Here is a 13,171-nt window from a genome sequence, read left to right as displayed (position 1 = left end):
TAGATAAGAAGTAGTAGTTTTCCCACCATAACATTCCAGGTTCTTTCTCAATTTTATGAGGTCTTAAATCCTTTGAAACGTCAGAGGTAGGCCCGAGTTTTTTTACTATACGTTAAAATTGAGAGCAGGACACCATCCCAACTATAGATGTGTATTTTAATTATACTTTTTTATTCTCATAGCTCTGTTTAGATTGTGTAATGCTTTGGCACTTTTGGGAGCTTGAGATCTGCAAATGTTAGTTTCCTTGAGAGTTCTTCTCCTTTCTGCTGTTCGGTGCTCCTGCTCTTTTTTTCTATGTTGCCTGGTTATTCTAAAAAATGACAGAACGCTTAAGAACAATTATTTAAACACATGAGTTTTTTATGCTATAGAATAGCAGTTTAATTAAGCTTGGTAACTTGACGTGTTACACATTAATCCTTTTCGTTTCATACTATTTTCTGGTATTAGTGTAACTGGCTTTCATTGTTTACCTGAAAATGTTCCAATACAGTCTTAAGTTTAGATGATTGCTCATTGAGTTCATTGATGGTGTGCGTCATCTTTTCAGAGGCAGCTGCGTTCAGCTGAGTAATATGATTGATTTCCTGAAGGCTGGTTGTTACCTGATTAATACCATTGGATTGCTCGTTACTGGCCATAGCAATCTCTTCAATTAGTGATGCATTTTCTTTAACCGTTGGGATGATCTTAAAAAGACTATCTGTGGTTAGGGTTGAAACTTCAAGACTTTCATTAGCCATGGTAACAATCTCCTGTGCTTCCTCTCGTGTCTTCTCAGCGAGTTTTTTCACTTCCTGGGCTACAACAGCAAAGCCTTTGCCATGCACACCGACACGTGATGCTTCAATGGCCGCATTTAGCGCCAAAATATTGGTTTGATTGGCTATTTCTGTTATAACACGAACCTTATCGCTGATTGTTTTTACTGTTTCGTAAGAATCACCAGCTTTAGTTTTCACCTTCTCAAGTTCATTGCTGGCCTCGTTAGACGATTTAAAGGTATTTTGTGAATTGTATGAGTTTTGCTGCGCATTGGAGTTGATCTCCTCCATTGAGCTTGCAATTTCTTCAAATGACGATGCCTGTGTCAATGCACCCTGTGACATGTCACCCGATGTTGAAGCTAAGGCATGACTGGTTTTATTAAGTTGCGATACCACTTCTGCAATCTCATTCATCAAAGATTGCAAAGTGTCGACCATGATGACAAAGGTATGCAATACTCCTTTTGCATTCTTCCGTATTTCACTGCTAATTGCCAGATCGCCATTGGCCACCTGTTTGGCAATCTCCGCGACCTCATATGGTTCAGCTCCCAACATCTTGCGGACCCCGCGAAGAATAAAGATGCTGAATGTAACAACTAAGCTTGCTCCAATCGTGATAAAAAATATGATCCACCAGGTGATCTCACGAGTGTGTCCTGTCAGCTCTTCAACAAGGATGGTTTTTGACTCCTGAATAACCGGCTCTATTTTATGCACCTCATTTCTCAGCTCGCCCAATAAGCCACTTTTCTCATCTAATCCTAAATTAACTTGTTTATTGACGACCTTGATAAATGTTTCTTCATAATTGTTCAGCAATGTTATTAATTGTGCCTTGGAGCCAGACTGGTGGTTGGACTGATTTATTGCAGTCCTGAACTTTTCTGCGTTATCTAAAAATTTACCCTTGTACTTTAAATCATGGCGCAATAGAAAGTCCTTTTCATGGCGGCGACTCGTCAGCATGAATACCATCAGGTGGTTGTCGTTATATTGTTTAAGAGTTGTTTCTATATCATGAATGGCCTGACGCATTTCACCAACCATTCCATAGTCTTTAAATCCTTTTAGCAGTACGTGCGTTTTTATTTGTTCGAATAAGTAATGGTAATTATTTAATGATACACAGATGGAGTCTACTTTCTGTTCCATCTTGTTTTTTTGAATAAACCGCGTGTTAGATAGTTCCTCACATATGGCTAAGGCATTATCCATGTTGGCATTAAGACGCAAAGCATAGTTGCTGTTCTTTTTTGTGTAAAAATCGGGGTTCCTGACTGCCCGTGCCAAAAAATCTTTTTCGTTACGGCGCATCTGAAGCATTAAAGCTTCCAGATTGTAGATGTTGTTTTCAATGACATTGTTGCTCTTAATATTTTGAAGAGCAAAATGAGTATAAAAGCCTATACCACTAAAAGTAGTTATGAGCAAAACGGTTAGTAGGGTAAAGCGAAAACGCATTGTACCTCGTTGCATGGTGTTTAGTTAATTGGTTCAGTTTGCCGGATGTTTATTTGGCAAATATATTATCATGCGACAAGGCAAATGTGAATGCTGCATTAATTTAATGCTAATTAATCCGTAAGCATAACCGGGCTTTTGGCATTAGTTATACATTGTTATTCGATAATTGGCGATAGTCCGTTTTAAGAAGATAAACACGTATTGATATAAAAAAAGAGGCAACTATTTAGTTGCCTCTCCCTTGTTTGTGTATTGTAATGAATAACCTTGAAGTGCTTATCCTCTATAGATCACATCAGCACCAATCGTTCCTTCAAGATCTTTTAAATATGATTCAGATGATGAATAAGCCAATAACTCTTTAGCTTTAGTTAATCGCTCTTCAATATCTAAGTCGACCTTAATTTCGGCGTTTTCTGCATTGGAAGCAAAGTTTTCAAGGTAAGTGATCTGACCCTGACGGAATGCTACTTCTTTTTCTTGCTTTAATGCTAAACGTTCCTTATACCAGTCGCTATTGATCACATAATCACGATCAAAGTATTTACGTAATTCAGGATCGCTGATCTCTTTACCTTCATAATTGCCATAAGCCATAATATGAAGTAAGATTTTCAATGGAGGAATTGCTCCGTCAACAGATCCTTCCTCGAAGTAACGTTGTGCTACTTTTTGCTGTGCTTCAACAATGTTGTTAATACCATCAACGAAATCTTCCATTCCCTGAAGCTCTGGCTTAAGCATTTGCTCATTAAATACAGCCAATGGCTCATCAAACAAGCGGTTCATACAACGGAACGCAAAGTTTTCTGTGATACGATATCCCAGACGGCTGGCTAGTACTTTTTGACCTTCGAATTCAAAGTCTTCCAGTTTCTCTAATGAGCCGTTTTCGATCAATAACTTAGGATCACGATCTTCAGGTACTAAGCGTGCCCAGATTTCAGGAATAAGGATTGAAATATCATGATCAAAACGGTTCTGTCCAACGTATCCGGCTGCAGAGCTGAAACCTTGGTACTCAGTTAAGATATATGATAAAAGAGCATTGTTCAGGTCAGTTGTTGGAACTAACATGTTGAAAGGCCCTTTGGTTAATGCACCTTCAGTACCAGCACCCGTTGTTGATGGTGATTTACCTGTTAAACTACAGATGAAATCCATGAATAATTCAGGAAGCTCCTGGTAGTGGATAGGGTTGTAAACTGCCAATGGACGGATGCCATTCTCCTTGTCAACCGGGTTGTTACGACGACCTGGTAACACTGCATTTACAACATCAATAACAGGCTCTTCCGATTTAATCTTACGGAATAAACGTACACCAACTTCACCCAGGTAATTGTCAATAATATCATCTTTAAAGATATTACGCTCAAGGTAACGTGGATTGTTTGTAGGTGTTCCGTCAACAATACGAGTGTGTGATGGTACAACAAAATAACCATCTTTCTCGCTGTTGATCACTTTCATCAACAGGTCTTTAACTGGTTGAGTATACTTGTCAAAGTTGATCGCATCTTCATACAATTCAATAGCATCCTTCTTAGTTAAAGGCTCGTAGTTTGTTAAGAAAGTTCCATCTGTTACAATATCACGCTCTGCTCCTTTATCGTATCCGCGGATAATTGCTTCATCAGGGCGCTGGAATAAATGACTTTCACAGTTGGTAACTACCTTGTAACTCTTGTTCTTATACTCAGGATTAAGGTTGCTTAACTGGCTTGCAGGCAATACAATTGTAGCTGAAATATCATCTTCCATCTGTATTTTCTGGCTTGGAACAAAGTCAGAACGCAATTTGTGTAATAACCAGTTACCATCTTCGTTAAATCCAATTCGTACGTAACTTGCAGTTACTTTATTATTTTTATACTGAAGAGTTGTTCCTTCACGACCGTTGATAAACTCAACTGACATGTAGTCTTTCCAGTTTCCTTTTTCGCTTTCGTTACGATACAGTCGCTTAATGAAAAGGACCAATGAACGAATGTGAGATGGAATACTGTTTAAGAAAGCATTATACTCATCGCTGTACTGATCAGAAGGAGTTAATAGCTTAACTGCGGAACCTAAAGCACGTTTAGGGCTTAAGAATGGACGTGATGGTTCTGCATCAGGACGAATGTCTTTCCAGCGATTAGAGAAATCATAGTTGATGATTTCGTCAGCAGCCTTAAAGTCTTCTTCAAGATTAACAATGTTAAATGTACCGTACTGGATAGCATTTTGCATCGATTTAGAGATCTCTGACTTACCACCACCAGATACTGTACATGGCTTGTGACAAAAGATACCTTCAGGCTGAGTGTTAACAATGCGCCACATTGGTTGTGTCGGGTGTTTCGCTAACTGGAATTTATGACCTGATGGGTGAATGTAGATCTTCTCAGGAGAAAGTTTTAATGATTCTTCCTTACCATCTTTTGTCCATACAACCAGGCTTCTGTCAATATCGATATCAGCGTGCTCCTGAATGTATGTAATGTTAGAGAATTTCTTGTCAATAGCATAACCATTAGGGTATACCGAAACTCTGTCGCCTAATAAAGCCATAGCTTCATCGAACGAATATGATTTCCCAAGTTTGGCAGAGAAAATATCTCCATATACACTGTCACTCATAATACCACGTGGGTAAGCAATAGCTCCACCTGCGTGCTCTTCTTCCACCAAACCAATCATGTTGGCCGAGTAGCTGATCTGTGTTTTGATTTCCTTTTTAGAATAACCGTAGTAGTTATCTCCAATCAAAGTAACCACAACACCATTATCATCACGACAAGTGATTTTGAATGCACCACCTTCGTTATATAATTCGTTTTCATCTTTCCAGCACATGCCATCTTTACGCTGACGCTCTGTTGCATCATCATAATGAGGAAGACCAATGTCTTTTTTCTTTAATTTGGTCATCTGAGGTGCAAGAATAATACATCCGGTAGTTCCTGTCCAGTGCTCAACATCTAAGGCTGAGTCATTTTCGGCCAGGTTATGATCACCTGCATTACCAAAAATATTCTCAACAAAATCAAGGTTACTAACCAATGTACCCGGAGCGAAAAAGCGAACTTCCATGCTTTTTTCAGAGATTACACCAGGAACTTCAGGGCATACTATCGGACGAAGTAGTAATGATACCATTGTTTTAGCCTTTTCTTCCTGAGTAGAAGTAAAAGGTAGGATATTCATATCATCGTCAGGGTTAACCGCGGCTTTTAGCATGTTGGCAAAAGCAATTTTAGGTACCTCTTTTTTGTCCAATGGAACTGGCAAACCACCTTCAACAATGTGGAACGTTCCTTTAGTGGTACGCTTATCTTTATCAGGATTGTTAAGAATTCCCTGCTTAAGACGATACGAACTTACCAGGTCACTTTTAAACTCATTGGCATCAGGCGGAAGACTAACCTCACGCGCTAAACCTTTCTGGTTTAAAACAAATGTTTTATTTGGTAAGCGGTATTCTGAGTTGTCAACGTCAACATCGCTTAAATAACTGTTCAAAAAGTTCTGAATACGCGTGTCAGCCGGTGAAAGATGATCGGATAACAGACGTGATTTTTCTTTGAAACTATTAATCAACCCCTCGGTTAACGAAAGGAATTTTGAATTAGTGTATTTGGTATCGGCGTCACTCGCATCGTAGTATAAAGGTTGGCCTATTGAGGCTAGTTGAAGGTTGATGTATTGGATCATATCCTTCCGGTCCTTCTTACTCGGTTTTAGCTTCTTTTGCATATCATCTTTCATTTTGGTACGCGTTTTAAGTTATGAATGAGCGACAAATTTAAATAAATCAAAGATGTTTTAATAACATTTTAATAGGTTTTGAATGTTAATAATTCTAAATTATTTCAATAAATAATTGAAATGAAACATAATGATAAAAATGAATAGTATTACTTACATCATTAAGTGGAGTAGTTTTAAATGTGTTAAAAGCCTTATATGTAGTGGGGTAGGCTGAGGTTTTTTATGGTAATCTGGTAATTTAAAAGCGTGTGGTAGTATTTTTATTGAAAATGAAAGTTGGATCTGCTTTTAAAGAATGACGATTGTCATCTGTTTGGGCTGCTAGGATTTTAAAATGAAAGAAAACAGGGCTTAATAATTATGAATTGACAAATAAATAGTAAAAAAAAGGAGCCTCATTGGGCTCCTTTCTTGATATTGCTATTAATTTCCTACTTCTGAAATAAACTTAATTCTTACTATTCTGACATCTTCTTCTGAGTATTGGTCTTCCCCCAATTCTTCCAGAGCAGCCTGAACGTCATCTGTTTCTGCATCTTCTTTGAAGTAGTAGAAGATGTCGTCACGGTGGTCGTCATCCATAACCTGGTCGATATAGTAATCAATGTTAACGCGGGTCCCTGAATAAACGATTGATTCTAATTCTTTAATCAGGTCGTCCATTTCCATCCCTTTTGATGAGGCAATGTCGTCCAAAGGCATTTGTCTGTCAATGCTTTGGATGATTGCTATCTTGTTTTTTGATTTGTTAGCAACCGATTTGACAACCATGTCCATTGGACGATCGATTTCGTTTTCTTCAACGTGCCTGGCAATTAGTTTAACAAACTCTTTACCAAAACGTGAGGCTTTTCCAGTACCTACACCGGGAATATTTTGTAATTCCTCAATTGAAATCGGATAATAAGTTGACATGGCCTCCAGTGAAGGATCCTGGAATATAACAAATGGGGGCAGATTGAGTTTCTTAGATAAGTCTTTCCTAAGATCCTTTAGCATATTAAATAAAGTAGTATCAACCGCCGCAGTGCCACCTGTGTTTGTTTCTTCCTCAACCACATCAAAATCGTGGTCTTTGGTCATCATTGTAGACTCGGGCTTCTTTAAGAAATCATTTCCATTTTTACTGACGCGAAGCAACCCATACGACTCAATGTCTTTAATAATATAGCCTTTAACCAATGACTGACGCACAACTGCATTCCAGTGTTTCTCATCATGTTCGTCACCCGAGCCAAATTGAGGGATGTCATTGTGTTTATATGACTTAATGGCTGTATTAACATTACCGGTTAAAACATTAATAATATGGTCAGCCTTAAAGCGTTCTTTTAGCAGGAGTATCATGTTAAGCAACTTAACGATGTCTCCTTTTGCTTCAAATTCTTCTTTGGGATTAACACAGTTGTCGCATGTTTCGCAGTCTTTAACCGTATACTTTTCACCAAAGTAATGCAATAATGTTTTGCGTCGGCAAACGGATGATTCAGCATAGGCTACGGTCTCCAGTAGTAATTGTTTGCCAATCTCCTGTTCTGCCAGAGGCTTACCCTGCATAAACTTCTCCAGTTTCTGAATGTCTTTGTAGCTGTAAAATGCGATACATCTGCCTTCACCACCATCACGGCCTGCTCTGCCCGTTTCCTGGTAATATCCTTCAAGGCTTTTGGGTATGTCGTAATGCACAACAAGGCGAACATCCGGTTTGTCAATACCCATGCCAAATGCTATTGTAGCGACAATGACATCAGTTTCTTCCATAAGAAACTGGTCCTGATTTTTAGCCCGTGTAGATGCATCCATGCCCGCATGATACGGCAAGGCTTTAATTCCATTAACAATTAAGGTTTCTGCTAACTCCTCTACCTTTTTACGACTTAGACAATATATAATGGATGATTTACCGGAATAGTTCTTAAGGATCTTAATGATCTCTTTAGAAACATTATTCTTTGGTCTTACTTCATAATAAAGGTTAGGCCTGTTAAATGATGATTTGAATATCATCGCATTTAGCATACCCAGATTCTTTTGTATGTCATGTTGCACCTTGGGTGTTGCAGTTGCTGTTAATGCGATTACAGGAGAATCGCCTATCTCACTTATAATAGGTCTTATTCGCCTGTATTCAGGCCTGAAGTCATGTCCCCATTCCGAAATACAGTGTGCTTCATCAACTGCATAAAAGGAGATTTTCACTTGTTTCAGAAATTCAATATTTTCTTCCTTGGTAAGTGATTCGGGAGCTACATACAGTAACTTGGTTTTACCAGCTAATATGTCTTCTTTAACTTTATTAATAGCTGTTTTAGTTAGTGAAGAGTTCAGGAAATGCGCAATGCCATCATCTTCACTGAAGTTTCGCATGGCATCAACCTGATTTTTCATTAACGCAATTAACGGCGATATAATAATAGCCGTACCATCTAATATTAACGCCGGAAGTTGGTAGCATAATGACTTTCCACCACCTGTTGGCATTAAAACAAATGTGTCATTGCCTTCTAAAACATTGTTGATGACCTCCTCTTGATTCCCCTTGAAGGTATCAAACCCAAAATGCTTCTTTAAACTAGCACTCAGATCTACCTGCTTTGCCATAACAAAATCCCTATTTCGTATTGCGCCCTAAATGCAATACTTGTTATCCTCGATTATTGATTGCAACAAAAATAAAATAACCTTTTAATTTTTTATCAAATATGCCTACTAATGTCAATCTAAATAAGTGTTTATTGAGGCATATTTGTCCATTGGATATGTTGCAACGTTCAATGAAGTTAGATAATATCTTTGGTTTAACCAAAAGTTTGTGTTTAGGTGCAGGTATGTTATCTTCGCATAGAGCTTATTGCTCCTGTTGAGCAGGTGTGGGTTTAAATATTTTTAACTTTTTGTTAAAGGCTGATACTCTACTTTTGTTTATCGGATAATACATTTTTTAAGTTTTATAATACATGTCAGAAGACACCAATAAGGAAATGTCATTTTTGGAACATCTTGAGGTCCTCAGGTGGCATCTAGTAAGAGCTTTTGGTAGTATAATGGTATTTGCCATTGCTGCTTTCATCTTTAAGGGCTTTGTGTTTGATACGATAATTTTGGCGCCCTCAAGCCCGGGATTCTTTACCAACAGGTTGTTATGTAATCTGGCCCAAATGCTTGAAATGCCTCTGTTGTGCATAAATCAGGTGCCGCTGAGTTTTCAGAATATAAATATGTCGGGACAGTTTACCACGCATATCTGGGTATCTTTTGTTGCAGGTATCGTTGTTGCTTTTCCATATATCTTTTGGGAATTCTGGCGTTTTGTCAGACCTGCTCTGTATCAAAATGAAATTAATAATTCGCGGGGCGCAATCTTCTTCGCATCAACGCTTTTTTCAATAGGCATTTTATTTGCGTATTATATTATATGTCCTTTGTCAGTGCATTTCCTTGGGACCTATCAAGTGAGTGATAAGGTGGAGAATATTGTTAATCTGGGTTCATATATCAGCACTGTAACTTCTATCGTTTTAGCAGGAGGAATCATATTTGAATTACCAATATTCATCTATTTCCTTGCAAAAGTAGGGTTAGTGACATCCGGATTCCTTATTAAATACAGAAAGCATTCAATTGTTGTGGCATTATTACTGGCGGCTATTATTACACCGCCCGATGTGATAAGCCAATTGTTGGTTTGTTTTCCTTTAATTATATTGTACGAATCAGGAATAATGATCGCCAAAAGGCTGGAGAAGAAAAATCAGGTGGAAGTGCCTGCAAATGTTTAGAAAAATGGAAGAACAACCTTTAAAGTTACATACCGATACACTGATTAAGAAGTACAAGAGCAGAACAGTGGTAAAAGGTGTTTCTGTAAATGTACAACAGGGTGAAATTGTTGGCTTACTGGGACCTAATGGAGCTGGAAAGACCACATCGTTTTATATGATGGTAGGTTTGATACAGCCTAATAGTGGAAAGATATTTCTGAATGATGAAGAGATAACAGATGCCCCTGTATACAAGCGTGCGCAAAAAGGTATTGGTTATCTGGCTCAGGAAGCAAGTGTATTCAGACAGCTTAGTGTTGAGGATAATATAAAAGCTGTATTGCAGATGACCGATTTTTCCAAGGAGTACCAAAAGCATCGCCTGGAGGAACTGCTGGAAGAGTTTAGCTTAACGCATATCAGAAAGAGTTTGGGTATTCAGTTGTCAGGTGGAGAACGACGACGTACTGAGATCGCACGTGCCTTAGCGATCAATCCTAAATTTATCTTGCTTGACGAACCATTTGCTGGTGTGGATCCAATTGCAGTGAGAGATATTCAGGAGATTGTAGCAAAATTAAAATTTAAGAATATTGGCATCCTGATTACCGACCACAACGTGCATGAAACACTTGCAATTTGTGATCGCGCCTACCTGCTTTTTGAAGGTAAGATACTGAAAGCCGGGACCGCGGAAGAATTAGCATTGGATGAAGATGTAAAGCGTTTATATCTGGGTGATGACTTCGAATTACGCCGTCGGGAATTCGAGCCGGAAAAATAATTTCAAAAAATATTAGCCAAAAATTTGGAGGCAAAGAAAAAGGATATATCTTTGCACCGCGAAACTAAGAAATGCGGATGTGGCGTAATTGGTAGCCGCGCTAGACTTAGGATCTAGTGCCTTCGGGCGTGGGGGTTCGAGTCCCTTCATCCGCACAAAAACCGCCTCACTTTCGATTTAATCGGTGGAGAGGCGGTTTTCTAATTTGGTACAAATTGTGAAGTTAAATAGATGCCACCCTCAATTGGTTTCGAGTAAACTATCGAGGAGAGGTTCACTTTAAATCTTTAGGAAATGAATATTTCAAAGGAAAACATTGATGCATTGAATGCAGTTATTAAACTAACTGTTGAGAAAGAGGACTACGCAGGCCGAGTTGATACTGTTCTTAAAGACTACCGTAAGCGTGTTAACATGCCGGGTTTCCGTGCTGGTAAAGTGCCAATGGGTGTTGTTAAGAAGATGTACGGAAAAGCTGTTATTGCTGATGAAGTGAACAAGCTGGTTTCTGAAAAAATTCACAACTTCATAGTAGAAGAAAAACTAGATCTTTTAGGAGAGCCTCTTCCATCAGAAACTCAGGAGTTGATCGATTTTGATAACTCTGATAAATTCGAATTTGTATTCGATGTAGCAATTGCTCCAGAGGTTGAATTAAGTTTAAGCAAGCGCATTAAATTACCTTACTACAAGGTTGAAATCAGCGAAGACATGTTTAAGCAGCAAAAAGACTCAGTAACTGGTCGTTTTGGTAAGTCTGAAGTTGTTGAAGCTGTATCGGAAAAAGCGCTTGTAAAAGGTAATTTCGCCCAGTTAGAGAACGGTGAGGTGAAAGAAGAAGGAATCGCCCCTGAAGATGTTGTGTTGTCAATGGCGATCGTTAAGGACGAAGACGAGAAAGCAAAATTAATGGGTGCTAAAGCCGGTGATGTTATCGTATTCGATCCTAAGAAAGCATTCCCGAATGATTCTGAGATTTCACATATGTTGAAAATTACTAAAGAAGAGGCAGAAGCCTTAAATGGTGATTTCCAATATACTATTACAGAAGTAACCGAGTTTGTTGAAGCAGAGTTAAACCAGGACTTATTCGACCAGGCATTTGGTGAAGGAACAGTTAATTCTGAAGAGGAATTCAATGCGCGTATTAATGAAGATATTGCCAAGAACCTTGAAATGGAAACTGAATACCGCTTTTCTCTTGATGTAAAAGAGAAGTTAATGGGTAAGGTAAGTGTTGATTTTCCTGAAGCATTCCTGAAGCGTTGGTTGTTAGCTACTAATCGCGATAATGATAAGCTTGATGCTGAAACAATTGATTCAGAAATGCCTCGATTCCTTGAAGATCTTAAATGGCAATTGATCCGTAACAACATCATTAAGAACAACGAAATAAAAGTTGAAGAAGCTGATGTTATCGAATTCGCTAAGAAGTCAGCTAAAATGCAGTTCATGCAGTATGGTTTAGCAAGTGTGCCTGATGAGCACCTTGAAAATTATGCTCAGGAAATGATTAAGCAAGAAGAGCAACGTCGCCAAATGGCTGAAGGTGCAATGCAGGATAAAGTAATCGCATTCATCAAAGAAGCTGTTAAGGTAGAAGAGAAAGAAATTTCTCGTGATGACTTCAATAAATTGTTTGAAACAAAGTAATCCGTTCAGTCTTAGACTGATTGTTATTTGATACAATATAAATAGCCCCGCCTAGGTCGGGGCTTTTTTTATGTCTGTAATACACTGAATTTACTACTGATGTCAGTTAACTTCTGTAATGTTATCCAAGGGCCTTCCCGGCTCACTATGAAAGCCTGTTTATGGTTTTTACAAATCGATATTAAACCATTAATGTACAATAAGTGTTAAGAATTACGCATATATCTTTACTTTGTAAGATAGTTCGCAGTAAATTGTTAATTTAGCACATTCAAACAAAAATTTTTTGAAAATGATTGATCCAAAAGATTTTAAAAAGTACGCTACTAAGCATTTAGGCATCAATAGCCTGGCTTTAGACCAATATACATCGGTAACAAACAGTTACATATCACCAACCATTATTGAAGAACGTCAGTTAAACGTTGCCAGTATGGACGTGTTCTCTCGTTTGATGATGGATAGAATCATCTTTTTGGGTTTACCAGTCGATGATTATGTCGCCAATGTTATTCAGGCACAGTTACTGTATTTAGAGTCAGCCGATCCTTCAAAGGATATTTCAATTTACTTTAATACTCCAGGTGGTTCGGTTTATGCGGGACTTGGTATTTATGATACAATGCAATACATTTCCTCTGATATTGCTACTATTTGTACCGGTATGGCTGCTTCTATGGGAGCCGTTTTGCTAACAGCTGGAACGAAAGGTAAACGTACAGCATTGAAACACTCACGTATTATGATTCATCAGCCTATGGGTGGTGCTCAGGGGCAAGCTTCTGATATTGAGATTACAGCACGTGAGATTGGTAAGTTAAAGAAAGAATTATATACGATTATTGCTGATCACTCTGGCAATACTTTTAAAAAGGTTGAGAAAGATTCTGATCGCGATTACTGGATGACAGCTGAAGAGGCTAAGGAATACGGAATGATTGATGAAGTTCTGGTTCGTAATTCAGGTAAATAAGCTAATT

7 protein-coding genes and 1 tRNA gene are annotated in these 13,171 nt (G+C 38.3%); 5 read left to right on the top strand and 3 right to left on the bottom strand.

The window, feature by feature from the left end; all coding sequences use genetic code 11:
- Positions 1–449: 449 nt before the first annotated feature.
- The 3 genes from ACRD69_RS06785 to recQ form a co-directional block, all read right to left on the bottom strand.
- Positions 450–2,249 (bottom strand): methyl-accepting chemotaxis protein, encoded by a 1,800-nt coding sequence (locus ACRD69_RS06785; RefSeq protein WP_430814317.1) that lies wholly within the window; start codon positions 2,247–2,249, stop codon positions 450–452.
- Between the two features lie 264 nt (positions 2,250–2,513).
- A complete protein-coding gene (locus tag ACRD69_RS06780; protein ID WP_430814316.1) occupies positions 2,514–5,990 on the bottom strand; it encodes a PPi-type phosphoenolpyruvate carboxykinase family protein in 3,477 nt (1,158 codons plus the stop codon).
- Between the two features lie 426 nt (positions 5,991–6,416).
- Positions 6,417–8,594: a DNA helicase RecQ gene (gene recQ, locus ACRD69_RS06775; RefSeq protein ID WP_430814315.1), complete on the bottom strand. Its 2,178-nt coding sequence runs from the start codon at positions 8,592–8,594 to the stop codon at positions 6,417–6,419.
- 356 nt (positions 8,595–8,950) lie between these two features.
- Between recQ and tatC the strand changes: the two genes are divergently transcribed.
- The 5 genes from tatC (at position 8,951) to clpP (ending at position 13,164) form a co-directional block, all read left to right on the top strand.
- Complete coding sequence (gene tatC / locus ACRD69_RS06770) at positions 8,951–9,772, top strand: twin-arginine translocase subunit TatC (RefSeq protein WP_430814314.1); 822 nt, start codon at positions 8,951–8,953, stop codon at positions 9,770–9,772.
- Positions 9,773–9,776: 4 nt separating this feature from the next.
- Entirely contained in the window at positions 9,777–10,538 is a 762-nt protein-coding gene (gene lptB, locus ACRD69_RS06765) for an LPS export ABC transporter ATP-binding protein (RefSeq protein ID WP_430814313.1), read from the top strand.
- Positions 10,539–10,611: 73 nt separating this feature from the next.
- Positions 10,612–10,693 (top strand) — tRNA-Leu (locus ACRD69_RS06760).
- Between the two features lie 139 nt (positions 10,694–10,832).
- Positions 10,833–12,191: a trigger factor gene (gene tig, locus ACRD69_RS06755; protein ID WP_430814312.1), complete on the top strand. Its 1,359-nt coding sequence runs from the start codon at positions 10,833–10,835 to the stop codon at positions 12,189–12,191.
- Positions 12,192–12,483: 292 nt separating this feature from the next.
- A complete protein-coding gene (clpP, locus tag ACRD69_RS06750) occupies positions 12,484–13,164 on the top strand; it encodes an ATP-dependent Clp endopeptidase proteolytic subunit ClpP (RefSeq protein WP_430814311.1) in 681 nt (226 codons plus the stop codon).
- The last annotated feature ends 7 nt before the right edge of the window (positions 13,165–13,171 follow it).

The sequence above is a fragment of the Carboxylicivirga agarovorans genome, from assembly GCF_050589845.1.
In the GTDB taxonomy this organism is placed as follows: Bacteria; Bacteroidota; Bacteroidia; order Bacteroidales; family Marinilabiliaceae; genus Carboxylicivirga; species Carboxylicivirga agarovorans.
Note: the sequence above shows the minus strand (reverse complement) of the source record. Positions and strands in the feature narration are given on the sequence as shown.